We start from the raw sequence: 21361 nt of genomic DNA on the forward strand, positions 1-21361 counted from the left end.
TGGTTCGATCCCGGCCGATACCACGTGCCTCGCGGGGCAGATGCGCGAAGGCGTCCGCGCCCGCGAGGATCAGACCTCAGGCCGACAGCTTCTTGCGGCCGTGGGCGCGGCGACGCGCGATCACCTTGCGGCCGCCGGCGGTGGCCATGCGCGCACGGAAGCCGTGACGGCGCTTACGGACGAGCTTGCTCGGCTGGTAGGTTCTCTTCATGGCTAAGAGCCTTCAAAGGTCGAGGCGCGCTCGCGGGCGGCTGACGCCGCACCCGACCTTCACGCGTCCTTGGTTGTCTGCAAACACGAAGGGCGCCCATGCGGGGCGCCACGTCGCGAGTGGCGGGCTTATGGCGGATGGACCCTGCGAAGTCAACGTTTCGCGGGGTTCAATCAGGGCCTCGAACTCAGCTCAACGAAACCGCACGGAGCCCCGGACTGCCAACCCCGTCATTCCGGGACTGCGCAGCAGGGCCCGGAATCCAGAGCCTCGCCGCGTCCCCAGCACGGCTTCAACGTCGGATCGGGTTTCCGCGCTCGCCTGCGGCGCGCCGGAATGACGGCGTTCTTGTATCCTCTCAGCCCAGACTCGGAGATGATACAAGGCATCGCTCCCGGTTCGGAGCTCGGGGTCTCAATGACCCTCGAACTGCATCAGGGCCCGCACCTCGACGCCCATGTCGCGCAGGCGCTGCGCACCGCCGATCTCGGGCAGGTCTATGACAAAGCAGGCGGCCACGATCTCGGCGCCGATCTTCTGCAGCAGGTTCACGGCCGCGGTCGCGGTCCCGCCGGTGGCGATCAGGTCGTCGACCAGCAGCACCTTGTCGCCGGGCCTGACCGCATCGACGTGGATCTCGATCTCGTCGGTGCCGTATTCGAGGGCGTAGGCCATCGACACGGTCGTGTGGGGCAGCTTGCCCTTCTTGCGGATCGGCACGAAGCCGCAGGAGAGCTGGTGGGCGATGGCCCCGCCCAGGATGAAACCCCGCGCCTCGATGCCGGCCACCTGATGGATCTGGCCGCCGGCATAGGGATGCACCAGCGCGTCCACCGCCCGCCGAAAGGCGCGCGGGTCGCTGAGCAGCGTGGTGATGTCGCGGAAGATGATCCCGGGCTTCGGGTAGTCGGGAATCGAGCGGACCGATTCCTTCAGCGCGACGTGGCGGCGGGCTTCCATGCGTTCGGCCTTCCGTGGAGAATCGCGGGCTTAAAGCAGAAGGTGGCGGTGCTGACCAGCTTCCGGCAGCTCAGGCCAGACCGGCGACGTCGGGTCTACGAGACTTGGCTGCACCTCGGATCGACAACGCAATCATTCCGGGACTGCGCAGCAGGACCCGGAATCCAGATCCAGACCGTGTGCCCGGCATAGCTCTGTCGGTGGCTCCGGATTCCGGGCACGCCTGCGGCGCCCCGGCATGACGGTGGGTTGTTGGACACCAGTCAGCACGCCGAAGCGGTGCAATCCGTTGACCCGCGTTCGTGGCCCAAGGCTCAGGCCGCCTGGACTTTCTTAAGGATGGCGACGAGTTCCCGGTGCAGCCCCTCGTTGCCGCAAGCCACCGACCGTGGCGCCAGCGGCTCGGCCGCGCCGTCCGCCGAGCTCACGAAGCCGCCCGCCTCGCGCACCAGGATCACGCCGGCGGCGAAATCGTAGGTCTGGAGGTCGCGCTCCCAGTAGGCGTCGAGGCGCCCGCAGGCGACATAGGCCAGGTCGAGGGCCGCCGAACCCATCCGGCGGGTGCCGCCGGCCACCGCCATCACGGCGCCGAGTTCGCGCAAGAGGCGCGGATGGCTGCCGCGGCCGAGATAGGGCGTGCCGTAGCCGACCAGCGCATCGGCCATGTCCTGGCGGCCGGAGACGCGCAGGCGCCGGTTGTTGAGGTAGGCGCCCTTGCCGCGCTCGGCGACGAACAGCTCATCCTTGATCGGGTCGAAGATCACCCCGGCCACGATCTGGCCCTCGCGCTCGAGACCGACCGAGACCGCGAAATGCGGCACGCCGTGCAGGAAGTTCGATGTTCCGTCGAGGGGATCGACGTGCCAGGTGTGACTCTTGTCGGTCCCCTCGATGATCCCGTTCTCCTCGAGCACGAGGCTGTAGCCCGGACGCGCCTTCATCAGAGCGTCGCGCAGCACTTCCTCGGCCTTGCGGTCGGCAGCCGAGACGAAGTCGCCCGGTCCTTTGCGCGAGACCTGCAGGTTCTCGACCTCGCCGTAGTCGCGGCGCAGGCCGCGCGCGGCCTTGCGAACGGCATCGACCATGACGGTCATGAGGGGTGAGGAGATCATGGTGGGACTTTTCGCAGGGGAGGATTGGCGTCGTCGTTACAGGCCGGCGCCGGAAAAGACGAGATAGGGGCGGGAGATGGCGGGGCCGGCGCCGAGGGTGCCGCAGTTCCCCTTCCCCCCTCTGCGGTGAGGGTGGCTCCTGCGTCAGCAGGGGTCGGGAGAAAGGAATCCAGGTTCAGGAAACGTCGCAGCTTTCATGGAGGGCGCAGCGCGATCCTGCGCCGTCGCTCTCCTCTCCCGCCCCCCTTTGCGGGGGCCACCCACCATCGCGAAGGGGGAGGGAGAAGCGCGCAGAGGCGCCGTAAATCCTACTCCGCTGCTTCGACGAACACCGTACCGGCCCGCGGCAGGTCCAGAGCCTGCCAGGTTTCCGTCAACGCCGCAGCCAGGCGCTCGATGTGCCCCGCATCGTGGTACGGCGACGGCGTGATCCGCAGGCGCTCGGTGCCGCGCGGCACGGTCGGGTAGTTGATCGGCTGGATGTAGATCGCGTGTCGCTCCAGCAGGTGATCGGCCGCCGCCTTGCACAGCTCGGCGTCGCCGACCATCACCGGTACGATGTGGGTCTCGGTCTCCAGGACCGGCAGGCCCGCCGCGCTCAGCGCCACCTTGGTGGCCGCCGCCTGGCGCTGATGCGCTTCCCGCTCGACGTTCGAGCGCTTGAGGTAGCGCACCGACGCTCGGGCCGCCGCCGCCACGGCAGGTGGGAGGGCCGTCGTGAAGATGAAGCCGGGCGCGAAGCTGCGCACCGCGTCGCAGATCGCCGCCGAGGCCGTGATATAGCCGCCGACGCAGCCGAAACCCTTGGCCAGCGTCCCCTCGATCACGTCGACCCGGTGCATCACGCCGTCGCGCTCGGCGATGCCGCCACCGCGCGGGCCGTAGAGGCCGACGGCGTGGACCTCGTCGAGGTAGGTCATCGCGCCGTAGCGGTCGGCGAGGTCGCAGATCTTGCCGATCGGCGCGACGTCGCCGTCCATCGAGTAGACCGACTCGAACACGATCAGCTTCGGCCGGTCGCCGGCCGCTTGAAGCAGCTCCTCCAAATGCTGGAGGTCGTTGTGGCGGAAGATCTTCTTCGCGCAGCCGGAATGGCGCACGCCCTCGATCATCGAATTGTGGTTGAAGGCGTCGGAGAGGATCAGGCAATCCGGGATCAGCTTGGCGATCGTCGAGATGCCGGCCTGGTTCGACACGTAGCCCGAGGTGAAGACGAGGCCCGCCTCCTTGCCGTGCAGGTCGGCGAGCTCACGCTCCAGATCGACCAGGGGCGAGTTGTTGCCGGCGATGTTGCGGGTGCCGCCGGCCCCGACGCCGCAGCGGGCTGCGGTGTCGGTCATGGCCGCCACCACGTCCTTATGCTGGCCCATGCCGAGATAGTCGTTGGAGCACCACACGGTGATCTCGGTGGTCTTGCCCTCGGGCTGGCGCCACTTGGCGGTCGGAAACCGCCCGGAGATCCGCTCGATGTCGGCGAAGACGCGGTAACGGCGCTCGCCGTGCAGCTGATCCAGGGCGCCGCGGAAATAGCGCTCGTAGCCAGAACCCGCGCGCGTCGATCCCGCTGAGGCGAGCATCGTGCTGGGCATCCGGGTCACGGTCATCGAGCGTCCTTCGCGTGTTCGGCCGCGCGGGTGGCGCCGTCGTGCGCCCGGGTCCCGCGATCGAGGTCCGGCCTCGGTCAGTCCTTCGCGTGAGGGGCGCAAGATACGCGCGGATCTGGAATTGGTTCAAGGTAAGCTTTGGGCATCGCTGCGTTGCATCGGTTGAGAGGCCGGCGCGAACCCGCTAGCGTCCCCAAGGATCTCTCGGCCCAAACCGGGCTCCAGCACCCTGCAGCAATCCATGTTTCCAAGCGCAGATGGCTCCTCCGGCCGGGATGTGCCCACCCAGACCTTTCGGCGACCAAGGGTCGCGCCATGACGGACCCGAAGGCCGAGCGCGGCGAGCGGCTCAAGGCAGCGCTTCGCCAGAACCTGCGCCGCCGCAAAGCTCAGGGCCGCGGCCGGGCGGAAGCGAGTCCGGCTCCGGGGGCGGACCAGTCCTGCGCGCCCGAGCCCGACGGAAGCGGTCCTGATTCCGACAAATCCGGTCTATAGGGCACGGCTAAGCCTGGGCGTTTCGTTGCCCGCGAGCAGTACGGCCGGCCGCGCGCCAGTAAGGGTGCGCCGCCCGAGGACACATGATGGACCGCATCCACATCACCGGCGGCGTGCCGCTCAACGGCATCATCCCGATCTCGGGAGCCAAGAACGCGGCGCTGCCGCTGATGATCGCCAGCCTGCTCACCGGCGAGACGCTTGAGCTGATCAACGTGCCGCGGCTCGCCGATATCGCCGCGCTGACGCGGATCCTCGGCAACCATGGTGTGGACCACATGGTCGTCGGCAAGCGACCCGGCCAGACCACCGAGACCGGCCAGACCATCCGGCTCACCGCCTCCAACGTCATCGACACCACCGCGCCCTACGAGCTGGTCTCGACCATGCGGGCAAGCTTCTGGGTCGTCGCGCCGCTGCTGGCCCGCTTCGGCGAGGCCAAGGTGTCGCTGCCCGGCGGCTGCGCCATCGGCACCCGGCCGGTCGATCTGCTGATCATGGCCCTGGAGAGGCTCGGGGCCGAGATCGAGATCGATGCCGGTTACGTGGTCGCCCGGACCAAGAACGGCTTGCGCGGGGCCGAGATCAACTTCCCGAAGGTTACGGTGGGCGGCACGCACGTGGCGCTCATGGCCGCCGCCCTGGCCTACGGCACGACGGTGGTCGAGAACGCCGCGCGCGAGCCGGAGGTGGTCGACCTCGCGGAGTGCCTGAACAAGATGGGCGCCAAGATCCGCGGCGCCGGTACGCCCCGGATCGAGATCGAGGGCGTGGCCCGCCTGAACGGCGCCCGCCACGCGGTGCTGCCAGACCGGATCGAGACCGGCACCTACGCGATGGCCGTGGCTATGGCCGGCGGCGACGTCGTCCTGAAGGACACGCGGGCCGACCTGCTGCACTCCGCGCTCGACGTCCTGTCGACCACGGGGGCCGAGATCAGTCAGGTCGAGGGCGGGATCCGCGTGCGGCGCAACGGCGCCGGGATCGCGGCGGTCGACATCACCACCGATCCGTTCCCGGGCTTCCCCACCGACCTGCAGGCACAATTCATGGCGCTGATGACGCTGGCCAAGGGCCAGTCGCATATCCGCGAGACGATCTTCGAAAACCGGTTCATGCACGTGCAGGAGCTGGCCCGCCTCGGCGCGAAGATCCGGCTCGAGGGCGACCTCGCCATCGTCGAGGGCGTGGAGCGGCTGAAGGGCGCGCCCGTCATGGCCACCGATCTGCGCGCCTCGGTCTCCCTGGTGATCGCGGGCCTCGCTGCCGAAGGCGAGACCCAGATCAATCGGGTCTACCATCTCGACCGCGGCTTCGAAGCCCTGGAGGCCAAGCTCGGTCGCTGCGGCGCGCAGATCGAGCGCGTTCGGGCCTGAGCCCACGCACGTGGCCCACCGGTCGTCTCTGCGATAAGGGCTGCGCTACGCGTTTCGACGTCGCGCGGCCCTGGGCGCCACGGCACTGCACGCGTGATGACCAAGCGAAGCCTGTCCTCCGCAGGCGTCTTTCGGCCATCGCCGCCCGGTCAGTCGCCGATCTGCCCGCGCTTGTAGCCGAAGCCCGGAATCTCGCAGCCGCACGGCGCATTGGGCGGCGCCGGCGCCGTCACGCAGGTTCCGCGGGCGGTCACACAGACGCTGTCGCGCCACAGCGGCCGCTCGTCGCGATAACGCCCGCGATAGCGCGGCCCGTCGTCATCCGGCGGAGGCGGAGGCGGGCGCCGCGGCCAGTCATACGCGTCGTCCGGAAGCGGCGGCCGGCGGCCCCATCGCGGCGGAGGCTCGTCGAACCGGTCCGGGTCGGGGCGGCCGAACCCGTAGGGCCTCGCATCCGGGCCGACCTGCGCCGCGACGGGGGTGCCGGCCGTCATCCCCAGCGTCAGCACGACCAGCCCCACCTGCGTGATGCTTTTGCCCATCCCCGATCCTGCCTCGGCGCGTTGGAGAGGCAATGTTACGCGGCCGCGCTGGGCCGAACCTGGGCTGGATCCGGATCGCGGATCGGCTCAGGCCGTTGCCCGAACGGGAGCGTGCCGCTACCTACGCCCTGCCGCGGGCCGGTCCCGTCTGATCCGATCCGCGCTGACGTTTCCCGAGGACACCTTCATGGAGCTGCTCAGGCTCGCCGCCCTCGACGCCGAGGATCTGACCGTGATCTCCGCGCACCTCCAGGACGCGATCCTCCGCCCGGAGGATCTGACCTACCTGGCCGGCGAGCACCGGTTCCTGATGGTCGCGCGGCGCTTCGACTGGACGCCGGACGCACCGCCGCGCCGGCGTCTCGCCGGTGTCCATTTCGAGCGCGTCCTCACCGTGAAGACGCGTGGCCTCAAGCCCGGCGACGCGACGCCGGTGAGCCTGCTGGCCCTGACCTTCACGCCCACGGACGCGCCCTCCGGACACGTCGATCTCGTCTTCTCCGGCGGGGCGGCGGTGCGGCTCGAGGTCGAATGCATCGAGGTCCGGATGAAGGATCTGGGGCCGGTCTGGGAGGCGGCGACCCGCCCCGGGCACGACATTGAGACGCGCGATACGGCCTCCGGCACGGCGGCCTGACGAGAGACAGAAGGCTTCCGATGGTCCGGCTCGACAGCACCGACCCGCATTTCGCCGCCGATTTCGCGCGCCTGCTCACGGTCAAGCGCGAGATCGCCGAGGACGTGGATGAGGCCGTGCGCGGCATCATCGGGGATGTCGTCGCCCGCGGCGACGCGGCCCTGGTCGAATTCACGCGGCGGTTCGACCGGCTCGGCGCGGCGTTCTCTGCGGAGAACCTCCGGGTGACCGACGCGGAGATCACCGCGGCCGTCGCGGCCTGTCCGGTCGAGTCCCTGGACGCCCTGCGTCTCGCCGCTGAGCGGATCGAGAGCTTCCACCGAGGTCAGCGTCCAACGGACCACCGGGCTACGGACGCCCTCGGGGTCACCGCCGGCTGGCGCTGGACGGCGCTGGAATCGGTCGGCCTCTATGTGCCGGGGGGAACGGCGAGCTACCCGTCCTCCGTGCTGATGAACGCGCTCCCGGCCCGCGTCGCCGGGGTGCCGCGCCTCGTCATGGTGGTGCCGACGCCCGACGGCCAGATGAACCCGCTGGTTCTGGCGGCCGCGCAACTCGCGGGCGTCCACGAGGTCTACCGGGTCGGCGGCGCGCAGGCGGTGGCGGCGCTGGCCTACGGCACCGCGACCATCGCGCCGGTGGCCAAAGTCGTCGGGCCCGGCAACGCCTGGGTGGCGGCGGCCAAGCGACGTGTCTTCGGCCAAGTCGGCATCGACATGATCGCCGGTCCGTCCGAGGTGCTGATCCTGGCCGACGGCCATGCCAATCCGGACTGGATCGCCGCCGACCTGCTGGCCCAGGCCGAGCACGACGTGGCCGCGCAGGCAATCCTGATCACCGACAGCGCCGAACTCGCCGAGGCCGTCGAGACCGCCGTCGAGCGGGCGCTGATTACCCTGCCCCGCCAGGAGATCGCCCGGGCGAGCTGGCGCGATTACGGCGCGATCATCCGGGTCCGGACCTTCGACGAGGCCGTGCCGCTGGTCGACCGCCTCGCCCCGGAGCACCTGGAGATCGAGACGCAGGATGCCGAGGCGCTCGCCGCCAAGGTGCGCAATGCCGGGGCGATCTTCCTCGGCTCGCACACGCCGGAGGCGATCGGCGACTATGTCGGCGGCCCCAACCACGTCCTGCCGACGGCCCGCTCGGCCCGGTTCTCCTCCGGGCTCGGGGTCCTCGATTTCATGAAGCGGACCACGATCCTCGCCTGCACGCCGGAGAGCTTGCGGGCGCTCGGCCCGGCAGCGATAAACCTCGGCCGGTCGGAGGGCCTTGAGGGGCATGCCCGCTCGGTCGCGATCCGGCTGAACCTGTGAGGTTTTGGGGATGGCGGAGAAGCAGCGCGGGCCAAACCGCCTCGCGAAGGTGAGCCTGGACGAGGCGTCGATCGCCCGCGGCAACCCGGATCAGGAGCACGAGCGGGCGATCGCGCTGTTCGACATCCTGGAGGACAATGCCTTCACGATCCCCGGCCGGGAGGGCCCTTACGTGCTGACGCTGGGCCTCGTCGAGAACAAGCTGTCCTTCGCGATCAGCACGGTCGATGGCGAGCCGGTGATGACGCACCTCCTGTCGCTGACGCCGTTCCGGCGGGTGATCCGCGACTACGAGATGGTCTGCGAGAGCTACTACAACGCGATCCGCACCGCCTCACCGTCGCAGATCGAGGCGATCGACATGGGTCGGCGGGGCCTGCACAACGAGGCGTCCGAGACGCTCAAGCAGCGGCTCGACGGCAAGGTCGACCTCGACCACGATACGGCACGCCGCCTGTTCACCCTGATCTTCGCCCTGCACTGGAAGGGCTAGGGTGCCGTTCGGCCCTGCGCGCGATGGCTGAGCCCCTGCCCGAGACCACACCGAAGAAGCAGCGGGTCCAGTCCGTCCTGTTCATGTGCAACTACAACGCCGTGCGCTCGGTGGCGGCGGAGGCGATCGCACGCGCCTATTTCGGCAAATCGACCTACGTGCAATCGGCGGGCGTGCGCTCCGGCGAGCCCACGGACCCGTTCATGATCGCGGCCCTCGACGAGATCGGGATCGACGCGAGCCGGCACCGCCCGCGCACCATCGAGGAACTGGAGGATTGGGAGGGTCTGAACTTCGACCTGATCATCACCCTCGCTCCGGAGGCGCATCACCGGGCTCTCGCCTTGACGCACACGCTCGCCGCCGATGTCGAATACTGGCCGACCCCGGACCCGACCCTGGTGCAGGACGCCTCCCGCGAGCAGCGCCTCGACGCCTATCGCGATGTCCGCGACGGGCTCACCCGGCGGATCAAGGCCCGGTTGAAGACGTAGCGGGGCCGAATACCGGCGCGTCGGCCTCATCCCGGCAGACGGGCACGCGGCCGTGACGCGGCCCGTCTCGCCACCCCAGCAACGCCCCGCACGCCAAGACAGGTCGAGAGCACGGCCTCTTAAAGCTCGGCCCTCCTTGTCACAGATTCAGGTTTCGATCGCTCTCGTGAAATGATCGGCGCGGGCGATCCCGCTGTAAAGTCTTCCCGCGACCCAGTCTGGGGGACAAATCATGAGAAAAACGATCCTGTTCGTTGCGATTGTCACAAACTACGCAGGAGTGACCCTTCCAAGTTTAGCGCAATGGCGTCCCACCGGCGGATTACTTAACGTCGCGCGGACGAATCAATGCTCGATGACGGGCGGAGAAGTCGCGTCCGCGAGGCCGGACGGCATCTTCTTCTGTCCGTCCCGGGCCGCCGCCGTCGATGCCCAGGTCGCCGATGCCAGTCATTTCTACTTCGTCCAGGCTTACGGATCGCTCGCCATCCATACCACGTCCAAGAAGCTGGCCGATTGCTGGGCCGCCCACGCGCTCGCGACGACGCCGCACGGCCCGCATTACGTCAAGCAGTGGATCAAGCACTGGCGGATCTACGGGAACCCGGACCTGATCCACGGCGAACGCGAAGAGCGGATCTCGAACGTTCGCCGCTGTTGTGCTTGCGGGGCGTAGGCCGGAACGCCGCCGTCCGCCCCGGCGCGGCCCGGATCGCCAAGGGGGGCGATGCACGCGGAACCGCTCAAGCCGCCCGGACGGTGACGAGAACCGCATCCGTCGCGGTCTTGAGTGCGTCGGCGTGATGCGACAGGTCCGAGGCGGCCGCGAGCACGTGCGCCGCCGCAGCGCCGGTCTGTGCGGCAGCCTGCGCCACGGTGGTGATCGTGACGGTGACCGCCCGGGTACCTGCCGTCGCGTCTGCAACATGGCAGACGATGTCCTGCGTTGCGGCCCCCTGCCCCTCCACCGAGGCGGCGACCGAACCCGCCAAACCGGCGATCTCGCGGATCAGGCTCAGAACCCGGGCGTCGCCGATGATCAGCAGCCGCGCGGCCGCCCGGATCTGCGGGTCACCCGCGGCCCGGGCCGCGAGTTCCGGCCCGACGCCGGCGGGATCGCCGATGGCGAGCGCGAGAACAGGCAGAGTCCGGTCTTGCAACACAGCCGTCATGGGGGCTCGTCGTCTGGTGGTGTGGGGCGCCGGATCATCGAGCCGGAGCAGCCAGTTCGGTCACGGCCGCGTCAGCCTGCCCGGGCTCGGGAAGACCGCATGACGGCACGCGGTCGCCGGACCTCCCCGCTCCGGCATCCGGAACCGCCGGCGGCGCCGTGGATCCACGCCCCGCCGGTCCGTCACGGCGCCGTCGCGATTGTCACAGCCTGTGGGCGGCCCGTCCGCCAGACCTCGGCAATCCGGGCGGTGTTCGCGATGTTGTCCGCCGGATCGGCTGCGAGGATCAGCAGATCGGCGCGCCGGCCGGCTTCGAGGCGACCGCGATCGGTGAGGCCGAGAAGCTCCGCGGCCTGGGCCGTCGCGATGGTGAGCGCCCGAACCGGCGTGAGCCCGGCCTGAACCATCAGGGCGAGTTCCCGATGCTCGGCGACGCCCGGAACGCGCTCGGGCGTCGCGCCGCTGTCGGCCCCGAAGCCGATCCGCACGCCCGCATCGGAGAGGATCTTCAGGTTCGCGAGGTTCATCGCCAGCGAGTCGCGCCGCCTGCGCTTTGGCGCTCGCGCGCGTCTCACGCTGCCAGGCCGGATCGTCGAACCGGGCCTTGAGCTCGGGCGACAGCGCCGCGCGGACGAACGGTGTCTGGGTCCAGGGTTCCCTCTCGGCATACGCGACGGTCGCCTCGTCGAGAACCAGGGTCGGCACGTACCAAGTGTCGCGCGCCTTCAGCAGCGCGATGAAATCCGGATCGACCGGCTTGTCGCGCACGCCGTGCGCCAGCACGGCGATGCGGCCGCCTGTCAGCGCCGCGAGATAAGGCAGGGTTTGGCTCGTCCAGCCGGCGGTCATCGCGCGATGATCACGGTCTCGGCCATATCTCCAAGCCAGCGGCCTACCCGCGGCTGCCGATCAGCCAAGCGCGAAAGCGGCCGGCCAGCAGCGGCCGGGCGCGAACCACGTCGTCGTCGGCGAGAAGCGGCGAGCCCGCCAGGGCCGACAGATACGCGTCCTCGGTGTCCCGGCAGGCCTGAAAGGCAGCGTCGGCGGCCAGTTCCCGCTGAGTGAGCACGGCCTGGATCTGGAAGTTCCGGTTGAGGCAGTCGCGCCAGAGGTCGTACCCCCTGGCGGCCTCGCCGCTCGCCCGCGCCGAGAAACAGCCGATGACCAGCAGAGCCGCGAGTGACAGGACCGGCAACATGTGGCGGGCTGGCGGCATCGATCAGGCACTCCGTGCCGGGACAGGATGATCCCAACACGGTTAGCAGCTGGTTAAGACATCGGTTCGGCGCCGGGCGGGTACCGCCCGACGCTGGAGCCTCAGCGATTGGCGGTCGTGACGGGCGAGGTGACGCCGCCGAGCGACACCCAGGCGACGGCATCCTGGCTCTCGCGCTTGATGAACACGTAGCCGGTCCGGTGCCAGGGCAGGATCGCGTTGGTCTTGTTGTCGAGCACGAGGTCGCCCCGGTCGGTGACCAGCGTCAGCACCGCGTGGCCCTCGCCCTTCTCGTCGATCACCACGGTCATGCGCATCGCCCGACGCGGCAGACCCGCCTCGGCCAGCAGGTGGCGCTTCAGCAGCTGGAAGTCCTCGCAATCGCCGATGCCGTCCTCGGCCAGGTCCCAGCGGTCGGCCACGTGCAGGTGGTCCTGGTCGGTCATCGGCTCGACCGCCTTGTTCACCCGACGGTTCACCGACACGATCGTCGCCCAGGTCGCTGGCGTCAGGCCGATCCGGGCCGGCTCGGTCCGGTCCACCGCGCATTCGGCCGCGTAAGACTGGCAGAACGTCACCCACGCGGCGATCGGACGGGCATCGCCCTGCACACGGGCACCCGCCTCCGCCGGAAGGCTCGCCAGCGTCTGCGCCGACGCTGGGAGCGCCAGGCCGGTGAGACCCAGCACCGCCAGTGCGAAGCCGATCGCCGCGCGGCGAGGGCCGGAGAGCCGACGCGATGCGGAGCCGGAGACCAGTCCCTGCACCTTGGAAACCGCGAACCGCATCGCCGTGACCCAACCGTTAAGCTCTCGTTAACGAAAGCTCTCACGCCGGGGGGCCGGCGGCAATCCGCCGATTAACAAAAGGTTAATGCTGTGCGCAACGCGGATAATGCAGGACGGCCACATCGTTGTGATCGCGGGTTCGTCCGTTGCGCGAAAACGTGAATGAACACCGAGACCTTCCTGATCGGCGAAGGTCGTTATCCCCGCGCCGCACCCCCGAGAAACAGCCTGTGGGCGGCAGGAGGAAATCTCATGCGGTGCGCAGCAAGCAGGGTTACCGGGATCGTCTTGGCCGGACTCGCAGCCGGTGCTCTCGGTCCGGTCGCGGCCTTCGCAGCCCCGACCACGCCGTCCGCAGCGTCCGGCGGGACGAGCGCCGCGGACCTGAAGAGCGACGGTCCGACACAGCCGGCCAAGGTCCAGGACGGCCAGTACACCGACACGAACGGCGATCCGACCTACCACGTCACCGACAGCGGCAAGAAAGTCGACTGGTACACGATGTCCGGCTACCTCCGGTACAACGCCAATTGCATCGTCTGCCACGGGCCGGACGGGATGGGCTCGACCTACGCGCCGTCGCTGGTCGATGCCCTCAAGGGCATGGACTACGCGCACTTCGCCGGGATCATCGTCGGCGGCAAGAAGGACGTGAACGCCTCGCAGGAGCTGGTCATGCCGGCCTTCGGGGATAACCGGAACGTCATGTGCTACATGCCCGACATCTACACGTATCTGCGTGCCCGCTCCGACGGCGCGCTGGGCCGCAACCGTCCCCCCGAGCACGAGCCCAAACCCGCGGCCTTCGCGAAAGCCGAGGATGCCTGCATGAAGTGAGCCTCCGGGCGGACCGGAGCGCGTAGCGGGCAGCAAAGTTGCGCCCCTCGGTTGCGCACGACATACTCCGCGCGAGACACTGAAGAGCGGGCTCCAAGCTCGCCGAGGGGGTCGCGAGGGGGAGAAACGTGGCGCAGGGATCGGGGGTTCGCCGCCATCTATGCGGCATCCGGACGGCCTGGACCGAGGCGGTCTCGGCCGCTGACGCGGTCGGGGACGTGGCCCGGGCCGTCGGCGATTCCGCCCTGTCGCAGATCGTCGTCTTCTTCTCCGCCGATTACGACGCCGAGATCCTGGCCCGCGAGTTGGAGACCCGGTTCCCCGGAATCCCGGTGGCAGGCTGCTCGATGTCGGGCGGCATCGCGCCGGCCGGCGGTCTCGATCGCGGCCTCGTCGCTATCGCGTTCCCGGCCGAACGCTTCCGCATCGTCTCGACGGTGCTGGATGCCATCGACCATCTCGACGTCGAGCGGACCGCCTCCGCGGTCCGTGCGCTGCGCCGGACGCTCGACCCGTCGGAGCGCTGCCGCGAGGCCGACCCCGCCGCGGCCGGTCGACGCTTCGCGCTGTCGCTGATCGACGGCCTCGCCAACGCCGAGGAGACCGTGGTCTCGGCCATCGCCTGGGCGCTCGACGGGATCCCGATCGTCGGCGGCTCGGCCGGCGACGACCTGCGCTTCCGGGACGCGGTCCTGCTCCATGGCGGCCGGATCCACCGCAAGGCGGCGGTCCTGGTGCTGGTGGAAACCGAATTCGCGGTGGAGATCTTCAAGAGCGACAATTTCGAGCCGACCGCGACCAAATTCGTGGTCACCGCGTCGGACGGCGAGCGCCGCACCGTGCACGAGCTGAACGCCGAGCCGGCGGCGCGGGAATACGCAATGGCGATCGGGCTCGATCCCGAGGGCCTGTCGCCGATGAGCTTCGCCGCCTACCCGCTCGCCGTGAAGGTCGGGGGCGAATATTTCTGTCGCTCGATCCGCCGGATGAACGAGGACGGCTCGCTGAGCTTCTTCTGCGCGGTCGACGAGGGTGTCGTGCTGACGCTGGCCGAGCCGCGCGACATCGTCGCCTCGACCCGAACGGAACTGTCCCGCCTCGACGCGGCGCTCGGCGGCGTCGACCTGATCATCGGCTTCGAATGCGTGCTGCGCCGCCTCGACGCCGAGAGCCGGCAGGTGCGCCAGGGGGTCATCGACCTCTACCGCCGCTACAACGTCGTCGGCTTCGAGACCTTCGGCGAGCAATACCGGGCGATGCACCTGAACCAGACCTTCACGGGCATCGCCATCGGCAAGAGCCTGGCCGTGGCGGATCCCGGCGACGCCCTGCCCCCGGCAGCTCCGTGACCGTCCATGCCGGCGGGCTCCAGACCGACGCGTCCCTGCACCGGCGGATCGAGAAGCTCGAGCGCATCAACGCCGCGCTGATGTCCCATGTCGAGCGGACCATGGACCAGCGGGGCAGCGCCTACTCGCTGTTCCAGACCGCCATCATGCTGGAGGGCCGGGTCCGGACCCGGACCGAGGAGCTCACCGGGCTGATGCACCGGCTCGAGCGCTCCAACGCGGCGCTGGGGGCCGCCAAAGAGGAGGCCGAGACCGCGAACCGGTCCAAGACCCGATTCCTGGCGGCGGCGAGCCACGACCTGCTGCAGCCCGTGAACGCCGCCCGCCTGTCGATCTCGGCCTTGGCCGACCTCGACGTGCCGCCGGAGGCGCGCGCCATTGCCGGCCAGGTGGAGCGCGGGCTCCAGACGATCGAGGACCTGATCAAGACGCTCCTGGACATCTCCAAGCTCGATGCCGGCATCGTCCGGCCGCAGCTGCGGCCGGTGTTCCTCCCCGACCTGCTGGCGGAGCTGGCGGAGAGCTTCAAGCCCTTCGCCGAGCGCAAGGGCCTGCGGCTCTCGGTGCGCTGTCCGGACCTGACCGTCACCAGCGACGGGCTCCTGCTGCAGCGCATCCTCCAGAATCTCGTCTCGAACGCGGTCCGGTACACGAGCGCGGGGGGGATCGTCTTGGCCGCCCGGCGGCGCGCCGGCGGCGTCCGGGTGGAGGTGACCGATACCGGCTGCGGGATCAGCGCCGAGGAACGCGATCTCGTCTTCGAGGAGTTCTTCCGCGGCGGCGCGCGCACCGCGACCGGGGACGAACCGGGGCTGGGCCTCGGCCTGTCGATCGTCCGGCGCATGGCCCAGGCGCTGGACCATCCTCTCAGCCTCGCCTCCCGGCCGGGCCACGGCACCCGCGTCGCGCTGTCCCTGCTCCTGAGCACCGTCCCGGCCGCCGCCACGCCGCCCGCCCCGGTGGCGACGCGGCTCTCGGGGGCGCATGTCCTGGTTGTCGAGAACGACGCCTCCACGGCCGACGCGCTGGCGCGCCTGCTCCAGAACTGGGACGCGCGGGTCTCGACCTTCCGCGATCTCGCCGGGGTACGCGCGGCCGTCGCGGCGGGGGCAGCACCACCGGACATCCTCGTGCTCGATTACCACCTCGACGACGGCGCCTGCGGGCTCGACGTGGCCGCCTATCTCCAGGACGGGCGCGCCGATCCGCTCCCGGTCATCGTGACCACCGCGGATCATACCGAGGACGTCGAGGCGCGGGTCGCGGCGACGGGGGCCGAGCTCGTGCGCAAGCCGATCAAGCCGGCGCAGCTCCGCGCGCTGCTCACCTACATGCTGGCCTGAGCGGCAGCCCGCGGCCGCCGCCTGCGCGCCAATCGTGCCGGAGGGGAACAAACCCGGCCGCGCCGTGACATACAACACACCGCGCCCCTCGACGGGCTGCCGGACTTGCGCGACAGGGAACCGGCATCCGCGGCGCGTCCGCGCCCGGATTTCCCCAGCGATCGACGTCACGGCCGTCCGGGACGCCGCAGGAGCGCGCGCGATCATGGCGCAGGTCCCGCCCGGTTCAGGCGCCGCCGCGCAGGGCAGCAGCACCGACGGCCTGCCGCCGCGGGAGCGCCTCCTCGCCATGGCGGCGGTCGGGCTCGCCATGACCATGGCGGTGCTCGACGGCGCCATCGTCAATGTCGCCCTGCCGGTCATGGCCAAGGACCTCGCGGTCAAGCCGGCCGACGCGATCTTCGTCGTCAACGCCTACCAGATCGCCGTCACCGCGAGCCTGCTGCCGCTGGCCGCACTCGGCGACATCTTCGGCTTCCGGAAGGTCTACCTGCCGGGCCTCGCGATCTTCGTCGCCGCCTCCCTCGCCTGCGCGGTCGCGCCGAGCCTGCCGCTGCTGATCGCGGCCCGGATCGTCCAGGGTCTCGGCGCCGCGGCGATCATGAGCGTCAATATCGGCTTCGTGCGCTTCATCTACCCGCACCGGATGATCGGCCAGGGGGTCGCCAACGTCGCGCTGGTGGTGGCCGTGGCCTCGGCCGCCGGCCCGACCGTGGCGGCCGCGATCCTGTCGGTGGCGACCTGGCCCTGGCTGTTCCTAGTCAACATCCCGGTCGGCCTGCTGGCGCTGGCGGTGGCCTCGCGCACCCTGCCGGTGACGCCGGCGAGCGGCCGGCCCTTCGATCTCGTGAGCGCGATTCTCAACGCGCTGACCTTCGGCCTGCTGATCATCGGCATCGATGGCCTGGGCGATCCAGAGGGCCAGCGGATCGCCGTCGCGGAGCTGGCGGGCGCCCTCGTGATCGGCGCGGTGTTCGTGCGGCGCCAGATCCAGCTGCCCGCACCGCTCCTGCCGGTCGACCTCCTGCGGATCCCCGCCTTTGCCCTGTCGATGGCGACCTCGGTGGCTTCGTTCTGCGCCCAGATGGTGTCCTACGTGGCGCTGCCCTTCTACTTCCAGGACGTGCTGCACCTCTCCAGCACCCAGACCGGCTTCCTGCTGACCCCCTGGCCGATCGCGGTCGCCGCGATGGCGCCGGTCTCCGGGCGGCTCGCCGACCGTTACCCGCCCGGGATCCTCGGCGGGATCGGGCTGGCGATGCTGGCCGCCGGCCTCGTCTGCATGACGCTCCTGCCCGCCGCGCCCGCCACCCTCGACATCGTTTGGCGCCTCACCCTGTGCGGCCTCGGCTTCGGCCTGTTCCAGTCGCCGAACAACAAGGTGATCGTAACCTCGGCCCCCCGCGAGCGGGCGGGCGGGGCGAGCGGGATGCAATCGACCGCGCGCCTCACCGGCCAGTCGCTCGGCGCCGCCCTTGTGGCGGTGATCTTCGGCCTGACCCACGGGCTCGGGCCGGAGCGGGCCGTGACCCTGTCCCTGTCCTGCGCGGTGGCGCTCTCGGTGGTCGGCGGCTGCGCCAGCGTTCTGCGGCGGAGCCGGAGCGGTTAGACCGCTCCGGCATGCCACCGACCAAGCGGGCATGCGTTGACCCCCGAATTCACGCGCGCAAACCTCACGTGTCGGAGAGCTCCATGGATCTCGATCTTACTGGCCGGAAGGCCCTGATCACCGGCTCGACCGCCGGCATCGGGTACGCCATCGCCAAGGAATTGTGCGACCTCGGCGCCGAGGTCGGCATCAACGGCCGCACGTCCGAGCGGGTCGAGGCGGCGCTCGCCAAGCTGCGCGACGAGGCGAAATCCGGCCGCGCCTTCGCGGCGGTGGGCGACGTGTCGACCGAGGCGGGTGTGTCGAAGCTGGTGCAGGATCTGCCCGCCGTCGACATTCTCGTCAACAATACCGGGATCTTCGAGCCGAAGCCGTTTTTCGAGATACCCGACGCGGACTGGCAGCGCTTCTTCGACGTCAACGTGATGAGCGGCGTGCGCCTGTCACGGGCGTACACGCCGGGCATGGCGGAGCGCGGCTGGGGCCGGGTGATCTTCATCTCCAGCGAATCCGGCATCAACACGCCGACCGAGATGGTCCATTACGGGATGACCAAGACGGCGCAGCTGGCGATCTCGCGCGGTCTCGCCCAGACGGTCGCGGGCCGCGGTGTCACCGTGAACAGCGTCCTGCCCGGTCCGACGCTCTCGGAGGGTGTGGCGGAATTCATGACACAGATGGCCGGCGGCCAAGCCGATGCCGACCTTGAGGCCATGGGCCGCAAGTTCGTCGCCGAGCATCGCCCCTCCTCGCTGATCCGGCGCCTCGCGCGGGTGGAGGAGGTGGCCAACCTCGTCGCCTATCTCTGCAGCCCGGCGGCGAGCGCCACGACCGGCGCCGCCCTGCGGGTGGATGGCGGTGTCCTCCAGGGCCTCGCCTAGAGCTGTTTCCGATCACGCCGCGCCGGATCGCCGGACAGGCGTGTCGGGCCGCCGCTCCCGTGCGGGCGAAGAGTCACGCACCGGGCGACCGTCATCGGCCAGTCTTGCGATCCGCTCCTCCGCATGGATGCGTCACAGCCGTTCCAACCCGTCCGTCCGGGGCGCGGCGGGCGAGCCCGGAGTCGAGAGCCGCTGACGCGCCAGGATCTTGCAGCGGCCGCGGTTCTGGACTCCGGGCTCCGCTGCGCGGCCCCGGAATGCTGGCGGCTCGCCATTCACAGGACATTGCGTGCCAATGGCGAGGGCACCCGTGCTGGTCCCGGCACGCCGTCACAGTCGCGTTCCGGAACGGTCCCCGGTCTCGCACCGGGGACGGCGTTCAGGATGGCGCGGCAAGGCCGGGCGCTCGCCCTCACGGGCAAACGAAGCGTCGAGACTCCTAGAGCCGTCGGCCCGGTGAAGGGCCGGACTTGGCTCTAGGGTGAGATCAGGCCTTCAGGTGCGCCGCGAGATGCTTGTTCATCTCGAACATCGAGCACTTGTCCTTGCCGAAGACCTTCTTGAGCTTGTCGTCGGCGACGATCTCGCGCTTGTTCTCGGGGTTCTGAAGGTTGTGCTTCTTGATGTATTCCCAAACCTTGCTGACCACCTCGCCGCGAGGCAGCGGGCTGGTGCCGACGATGGCGCCGAGCTCGGCCGAGGGCTTCAGCGGCTGCTGCAGGGCGTTCGGCTTCGTGCCGGCGGACTTGGTCGCAGCGGGCTTCGCAGCCTTGGCCGGAGCGGCCTTCTCTGCAGTCTTGGCGGGCTTGGCTGCCTTCGGCGCAGCCTTCTCAGTCTTTGTGGCCATTAACTTCCTCCGGTTCTCGGGCCGCAGGCCGGGGCAAGATCACCCCACGGCCGAGCCAGCATAGCAGCAACTAAGCGGTGCCGCTGCCGTTCCAAGGGGAAATCGCCTTCGCGGCCGCCTCATCCACAAGGCAGGCGCACGAATCCACGCCGGAGCAGCCGGATCGGCACGATCGTGAAGATTATTCATCGGATTCACGCCGACGAAACCTGCTCTTAATGATCTTGCCCCTGAAGTACAGCCATGTTCGCCCCCGCCCTCACACTCGCGCTGCTGCTCGCCACCGGGCTGATCACTGGTCTCGGGCTCAGCATCCGCGCCGAACTGGCCGCACCCGGCATGGAGCCAGGCCGCGGCCTCATCTGACCCGATCGCGGCGCATCGATATTGCGGCCCGGGCCGGCCCGGTGCATCTGCCGGCCGGCATGAACGATCCGATCACACTCACGGCCCTCGAAAGCACGGCCCATGTCGTTCAGGTGGCGCTGAGCCCTGTCTTCCTCCTGTCCGGCATCGCGACCCTGCTGAACGTCTTCGGTGCCCGGCTCGCCCGGGTTGCGGATCAGGCCGACCGCGTCTCGGGCCTGCTCGCCGGGGCGGGCAATGCGGAGCGCATCCTCCTGGACCGGCGCCTCGACCGCCTGCACCGACGCTCGCTGGCGCTCGATGCGGCGGTGTTCCTGGCCGCCCTCGGCGGCGTGGCGACCTGCGGCTCGGTGCTGACGCTGTTCGTCGGTGCGCTGCGCGACAATACGGTGGCGACCCTGCTGTTCGGCCTGTTCGGCGCGGCGATCCTGTGCACGCTGTGCGCCCTCGTCGCCTTCGGCTTTGAGATGCTTCTGGCGAGCCGCTCGGTGCGCGACCGGATCAGCCAGCGGCGGGCGAGCGCAGGCCTACCGCCCGATCCCTGAGATCGCCTCGGGCCGAGCCGGGACGCACGCTCGACCGCGACGCAACCGTCCACTGAGCGGAGCGCACGGAACCCCTCCTTCTCGATCCGCTTGATCCGCAGGAATAATCGAACGCGGCCCCTGCCCAATCCACCAACCGGGAGTGACCATGCCGACGGACCTGCCCAAAGAACGCGCCGTACGGAAGCCGGGCACCCTGGAACTCGATCCCGCCGGCGAGGGCATTGCCATCGACGAGACCAGCCGGCTGATCGCGTCCAACAAGGTCGAGGGCACGGCCGTCTATGACCGCACCGGCCGCCATCTCGGCGCCGTCCACAACTTCATGGTGGATAAGATCACCGGGCAGGTCGCCTACGCGGTCCTGGCCTTCGGCGGCTTCCTGGGGCTGGGGGAGGATCATCATCCCCTCCCCTGGAAGGCGCTGACCTACAGCACCGAACTCGGCGGCTATGTGGTCGATATCGATCCGGGCGTCCTCGCCGGGTCGCCGAGCCACGGGCCCGGTGAAGACGGCTTCGCGGATCCCGCCTATGGCGGCCGGATCGAGGATTATTACGGACAGCGCGCGTCGACGGCCTGAGGGCTCGGGCAGCCCGCGCCGCCGCAAAGCGGGCTCAGAACTTCCCGCCGAGGCCGACGCTGCCGCCGGGCGAGAGCATTGGACCCATCGAGCCGCTGCCGCCGCTGCCGCCGACCGCGGCGTTGCCGCCGTCGAGATCCTCGCGCCGGATCCGGCGCTCGCCGCTATCGGCGGTGCGGGTCGAGGCTCCGGCAGTCTTCGGGATCGCGAGCTGCTTGGTCGGCGCGGTCTGCAACGGCTGGCCGTCGCCATCGACGGCGGCGTTCCGAGGCTCGCGGTTGGGAAGCGAGCCCCGCAGGGACGGCGGAAGCCCGACCTCCGTGGCCGGCATCACGCCGCCGCCACCACCGAGCGCCTGGCAGCCTGCCATGAGGCCGGCCAGGGCGGCGCCGAGCGCGAGGCCGCGCGCAGCGGCGCGTCGCGACGAGGGGAGGGTCGACATCGTGTGGTCCTCGCGGGGGGCCGCGGTGCTGTCCGCGGCTCGCATGAGCTTATTCGCGGGTTTCTACGCTGGGGATGCGGCGAAAACCAGACAGTCACGCCTCCGACCCAAATCCGAGCGCCGCACCGGTCCAATCCTTGCGG

25 protein-coding genes are annotated in these 21361 nt (G+C 69.8%); 14 read left to right on the forward strand and 11 right to left on the reverse strand.

Going from position 1 to position 21361, the window contains the following annotated elements:
• Nucleotides 1-76: 76 nt before the first annotated feature.
• The 4 genes from rpmH to hemA form a co-directional block, all read right to left on the reverse strand.
• The gene (gene rpmH, locus JOE48_RS11165; protein WP_039893469.1) at nucleotides 77-211 is read right to left on the reverse strand and encodes a 50S ribosomal protein L34; all 135 of its coding nucleotides are present in this window, start codon (nucleotides 209-211) and stop codon (nucleotides 77-79) included.
• Nucleotides 212-625: 414 nt separating this feature from the next.
• On the reverse strand, nucleotides 626-1171 hold the full coding sequence (locus JOE48_RS11170; protein ID WP_210029822.1) for an adenine phosphoribosyltransferase: 546 nt from the start codon (nucleotides 1169-1171) through the stop codon (nucleotides 626-628).
• A gap of 314 nt (nucleotides 1172-1485) precedes the next feature.
• Nucleotides 1486-2283, reverse strand: coding sequence for an inositol monophosphatase family protein (locus tag JOE48_RS11175; protein WP_210029823.1), 798 nt, complete (start codon nucleotides 2281-2283; stop codon nucleotides 1486-1488).
• A gap of 308 nt (nucleotides 2284-2591) precedes the next feature.
• Entirely contained in the window at nucleotides 2592-3860 is a 1269-nt protein-coding gene (gene hemA, locus JOE48_RS11180; RefSeq protein WP_245253237.1) for a 5-aminolevulinate synthase, read from the reverse strand.
• A 608-nt stretch (nucleotides 3861-4468) separates the two neighbouring features.
• Here hemA and murA point away from each other — a divergent pair.
• Entirely contained in the window at nucleotides 4469-5758 is a 1290-nt protein-coding gene (gene murA / locus JOE48_RS11185; protein ID WP_210035691.1) for a UDP-N-acetylglucosamine 1-carboxyvinyltransferase, read from the forward strand.
• 149 nt (nucleotides 5759-5907) lie between these two features.
• On the opposite strand, the gene JOE48_RS11190 is transcribed toward murA, so the two are convergent.
• Entirely contained in the window at nucleotides 5908-6300 is a 393-nt protein-coding gene (locus JOE48_RS11190) for a hypothetical protein (RefSeq protein ID WP_245252796.1), read from the reverse strand.
• Between the two features lie 187 nt (nucleotides 6301-6487).
• Between JOE48_RS11190 and JOE48_RS11195 the strand changes: the two genes are divergently transcribed.
• The 5 genes from JOE48_RS11195 (at nucleotide 6488) to JOE48_RS11215 (ending at nucleotide 9916) form a co-directional block, all read left to right on the forward strand.
• Nucleotides 6488-6937: a DUF2948 family protein gene (locus JOE48_RS11195; RefSeq protein WP_210029825.1), complete on the forward strand. Its 450-nt coding sequence runs from the start codon at nucleotides 6488-6490 to the stop codon at nucleotides 6935-6937.
• A 20-nt stretch (nucleotides 6938-6957) separates the two neighbouring features.
• On the forward strand, nucleotides 6958-8253 hold the full coding sequence (hisD, locus tag JOE48_RS11200; protein WP_210029827.1) for a histidinol dehydrogenase: 1296 nt from the start codon (nucleotides 6958-6960) through the stop codon (nucleotides 8251-8253).
• Nucleotides 8254-8263: 10 nt separating this feature from the next.
• Nucleotides 8264-8746, forward strand: coding sequence for a UPF0262 family protein (locus JOE48_RS11205; protein WP_210029828.1), 483 nt, complete (start codon nucleotides 8264-8266; stop codon nucleotides 8744-8746).
• 23 nt (nucleotides 8747-8769) lie between these two features.
• Nucleotides 8770-9240 carry a low molecular weight phosphatase family protein gene (locus JOE48_RS11210; RefSeq protein ID WP_210029830.1) on the forward strand — a complete coding sequence of 157 codons (471 nt, stop codon included), beginning with the start codon at nucleotides 8770-8772 and terminating at the stop codon, nucleotides 9238-9240.
• Nucleotides 9241-9472: 232 nt separating this feature from the next.
• Nucleotides 9473-9916, forward strand: coding sequence for a hypothetical protein (locus tag JOE48_RS11215; RefSeq protein WP_210029832.1), 444 nt, complete (start codon nucleotides 9473-9475; stop codon nucleotides 9914-9916).
• Between the two features lie 67 nt (nucleotides 9917-9983).
• On the opposite strand, the gene JOE48_RS11220 is transcribed toward JOE48_RS11215, so the two are convergent.
• From JOE48_RS11220 to JOE48_RS11235, 4 genes are all read right to left on the reverse strand, one after another.
• Entirely contained in the window at nucleotides 9984-10412 is a 429-nt protein-coding gene (locus JOE48_RS11220; protein ID WP_210029834.1) for a hypothetical protein, read from the reverse strand.
• Nucleotides 10413-10594: 182 nt separating this feature from the next.
• Nucleotides 10595-10939: an amidohydrolase family protein gene (locus JOE48_RS11225; RefSeq protein WP_245252797.1), complete on the reverse strand. Its 345-nt coding sequence runs from the start codon at nucleotides 10937-10939 to the stop codon at nucleotides 10595-10597.
• Nucleotides 10940-11304: 365 nt separating this feature from the next.
• Nucleotides 11305-11628: a hypothetical protein gene (locus tag JOE48_RS11230; RefSeq protein ID WP_210029836.1), complete on the reverse strand. Its 324-nt coding sequence runs from the start codon at nucleotides 11626-11628 to the stop codon at nucleotides 11305-11307.
• A gap of 101 nt (nucleotides 11629-11729) precedes the next feature.
• Complete coding sequence (locus tag JOE48_RS11235) at nucleotides 11730-12416, reverse strand: transglutaminase-like cysteine peptidase (RefSeq protein ID WP_210029837.1); 687 nt, start codon at nucleotides 12414-12416, stop codon at nucleotides 11730-11732.
• Nucleotides 12417-12668: 252 nt separating this feature from the next.
• On the opposite strand from JOE48_RS11235, the gene JOE48_RS11240 reads away from it, so the two are divergent.
• The 5 genes from JOE48_RS11240 to JOE48_RS11260 all read left to right on the forward strand — a co-directional run bounded on the left by JOE48_RS11240 (nucleotide 12669) and on the right by JOE48_RS11260 (nucleotide 18435).
• Entirely contained in the window at nucleotides 12669-13253 is a 585-nt protein-coding gene (locus tag JOE48_RS11240; RefSeq protein WP_210029838.1) for a c-type cytochrome, methanol metabolism-related, read from the forward strand.
• A 128-nt stretch (nucleotides 13254-13381) separates the two neighbouring features.
• Entirely contained in the window at nucleotides 13382-14602 is a 1221-nt protein-coding gene (locus tag JOE48_RS11245) for an FIST signal transduction protein (protein WP_210029839.1), read from the forward strand.
• The gene (locus tag JOE48_RS11250; RefSeq protein WP_210029840.1) at nucleotides 14599-15945 is read left to right on the forward strand and encodes a hybrid sensor histidine kinase/response regulator; all 1347 of its coding nucleotides are present in this window, start codon (nucleotides 14599-14601) and stop codon (nucleotides 15943-15945) included. The genes JOE48_RS11245 and JOE48_RS11250 overlap by 4 nt, the downstream gene beginning before the upstream one ends.
• A gap of 205 nt (nucleotides 15946-16150) precedes the next feature.
• Nucleotides 16151-17554: an MFS transporter gene (locus JOE48_RS11255; RefSeq protein WP_210029841.1), complete on the forward strand. Its 1404-nt coding sequence runs from the start codon at nucleotides 16151-16153 to the stop codon at nucleotides 17552-17554.
• An 83-nt stretch (nucleotides 17555-17637) separates the two neighbouring features.
• Nucleotides 17638-18435 carry an SDR family NAD(P)-dependent oxidoreductase gene (locus tag JOE48_RS11260; RefSeq protein ID WP_210029843.1) on the forward strand — a complete coding sequence of 266 codons (798 nt, stop codon included), beginning with the start codon at nucleotides 17638-17640 and terminating at the stop codon, nucleotides 18433-18435.
• A 487-nt stretch (nucleotides 18436-18922) separates the two neighbouring features.
• Here the strand turns inward: JOE48_RS11260 and JOE48_RS11265 are convergent, their stop codons facing one another.
• The gene (locus JOE48_RS11265; protein ID WP_210029845.1) at nucleotides 18923-19282 is read right to left on the reverse strand and encodes an SWIB/MDM2 domain-containing protein; all 360 of its coding nucleotides are present in this window, start codon (nucleotides 19280-19282) and stop codon (nucleotides 18923-18925) included.
• A gap of 243 nt (nucleotides 19283-19525) precedes the next feature.
• On the opposite strand from JOE48_RS11265, the gene JOE48_RS30805 reads away from it, so the two are divergent.
• The 3 genes from JOE48_RS30805 (at nucleotide 19526) to JOE48_RS11275 (ending at nucleotide 20776) form a co-directional block, all read left to right on the forward strand.
• Nucleotides 19526-19648: a hypothetical protein gene (locus tag JOE48_RS30805; RefSeq protein ID WP_280921309.1), complete on the forward strand. Its 123-nt coding sequence runs from the start codon at nucleotides 19526-19528 to the stop codon at nucleotides 19646-19648.
• Between the two features lie 59 nt (nucleotides 19649-19707).
• Nucleotides 19708-20193, forward strand: coding sequence for a DUF2721 domain-containing protein (locus tag JOE48_RS11270; RefSeq protein ID WP_210029847.1), 486 nt, complete (start codon nucleotides 19708-19710; stop codon nucleotides 20191-20193).
• Between the two features lie 148 nt (nucleotides 20194-20341).
• Nucleotides 20342-20776, forward strand: coding sequence for a PRC-barrel domain-containing protein (locus JOE48_RS11275; RefSeq protein ID WP_210029848.1), 435 nt, complete (start codon nucleotides 20342-20344; stop codon nucleotides 20774-20776).
• Between the two features lie 34 nt (nucleotides 20777-20810).
• Here JOE48_RS11275 and JOE48_RS11280 read toward each other — a convergent pair whose 3' ends face one another.
• Complete coding sequence (locus tag JOE48_RS11280; RefSeq protein ID WP_210029850.1) at nucleotides 20811-21218, reverse strand: hypothetical protein; 408 nt, start codon at nucleotides 21216-21218, stop codon at nucleotides 20811-20813.
• Nucleotides 21219-21361: the final 143 nt, after the last annotated feature.

Origin of the sequence: Methylobacterium sp. PvR107, from assembly GCF_017833295.1 — a bacterium.
Taxonomy (GTDB): domain Bacteria; phylum Pseudomonadota; class Alphaproteobacteria; order Rhizobiales; family Beijerinckiaceae; genus Methylobacterium.

Excerpts from the sequence above, each read along its gene's own strand:
- rpmH (WP_039893469.1), bottom strand. The coding sequence starts at position 211 with ATGAAGAGAACCTACCAGCCGAGCAAGCTCGTCCGTAAGCGCCGTCAC.
- JOE48_RS11170 (WP_210029822.1), bottom strand. The coding sequence starts at position 1,171 with ATGGAAGCCCGCCGCCACGTCGCGCTGAAGGAATCGGTCCGCTCGATT.
- JOE48_RS11175 (WP_210029823.1), bottom strand. The coding sequence starts at position 2,283 with ATGATCTCCTCACCCCTCATGACCGTCATGGTCGATGCCGTTCGCAAG.
- hemA (WP_245253237.1), bottom strand. The coding sequence starts at position 3,860 with ATGCTCGCCTCAGCGGGATCGACGCGCGCGGGTTCTGGCTACGAGCGC.
- murA (WP_210035691.1), top strand. The coding sequence starts at position 4,469 with ATGGACCGCATCCACATCACCGGCGGCGTGCCGCTCAACGGCATCATC.
- JOE48_RS11190 (WP_245252796.1), bottom strand. The coding sequence starts at position 6,300 with ATGGGCAAAAGCATCACGCAGGTGGGGCTGGTCGTGCTGACGCTGGGG.
- JOE48_RS11195 (WP_210029825.1), top strand. The coding sequence starts at position 6,488 with ATGGAGCTGCTCAGGCTCGCCGCCCTCGACGCCGAGGATCTGACCGTG.
- hisD (WP_210029827.1), top strand. The coding sequence starts at position 6,958 with ATGGTCCGGCTCGACAGCACCGACCCGCATTTCGCCGCCGATTTCGCG.
- JOE48_RS11205 (WP_210029828.1), top strand. The coding sequence starts at position 8,264 with ATGGCGGAGAAGCAGCGCGGGCCAAACCGCCTCGCGAAGGTGAGCCTG.
- JOE48_RS11210 (WP_210029830.1), top strand. The coding sequence starts at position 8,770 with ATGGCTGAGCCCCTGCCCGAGACCACACCGAAGAAGCAGCGGGTCCAG.
- JOE48_RS11215 (WP_210029832.1), top strand. The coding sequence starts at position 9,473 with ATGAGAAAAACGATCCTGTTCGTTGCGATTGTCACAAACTACGCAGGA.
- JOE48_RS11220 (WP_210029834.1), bottom strand. The coding sequence starts at position 10,412 with ATGACGGCTGTGTTGCAAGACCGGACTCTGCCTGTTCTCGCGCTCGCC.
- JOE48_RS11225 (WP_245252797.1), bottom strand. The coding sequence starts at position 10,939 with ATGAACCTCGCGAACCTGAAGATCCTCTCCGATGCGGGCGTGCGGATC.
- JOE48_RS11230 (WP_210029836.1), bottom strand. The coding sequence starts at position 11,628 with ATGCCGCCAGCCCGCCACATGTTGCCGGTCCTGTCACTCGCGGCTCTG.
- JOE48_RS11235 (WP_210029837.1), bottom strand. The coding sequence starts at position 12,416 with ATGCGGTTCGCGGTTTCCAAGGTGCAGGGACTGGTCTCCGGCTCCGCA.
- JOE48_RS11240 (WP_210029838.1), top strand. The coding sequence starts at position 12,669 with ATGCGGTGCGCAGCAAGCAGGGTTACCGGGATCGTCTTGGCCGGACTC.
- JOE48_RS11255 (WP_210029841.1), top strand. The coding sequence starts at position 16,151 with ATGGCGCAGGTCCCGCCCGGTTCAGGCGCCGCCGCGCAGGGCAGCAGC.
- JOE48_RS11260 (WP_210029843.1), top strand. The coding sequence starts at position 17,638 with ATGGATCTCGATCTTACTGGCCGGAAGGCCCTGATCACCGGCTCGACC.
- JOE48_RS11265 (WP_210029845.1), bottom strand. The coding sequence starts at position 19,282 with ATGGCCACAAAGACTGAGAAGGCTGCGCCGAAGGCAGCCAAGCCCGCC.
- JOE48_RS30805 (WP_280921309.1), top strand. The coding sequence starts at position 19,526 with ATGTTCGCCCCCGCCCTCACACTCGCGCTGCTGCTCGCCACCGGGCTG.
- JOE48_RS11270 (WP_210029847.1), top strand. The coding sequence starts at position 19,708 with ATGAACGATCCGATCACACTCACGGCCCTCGAAAGCACGGCCCATGTC.
- JOE48_RS11275 (WP_210029848.1), top strand. The coding sequence starts at position 20,342 with ATGCCGACGGACCTGCCCAAAGAACGCGCCGTACGGAAGCCGGGCACC.
- JOE48_RS11280 (WP_210029850.1), bottom strand. The coding sequence starts at position 21,218 with ATGTCGACCCTCCCCTCGTCGCGACGCGCCGCTGCGCGCGGCCTCGCG.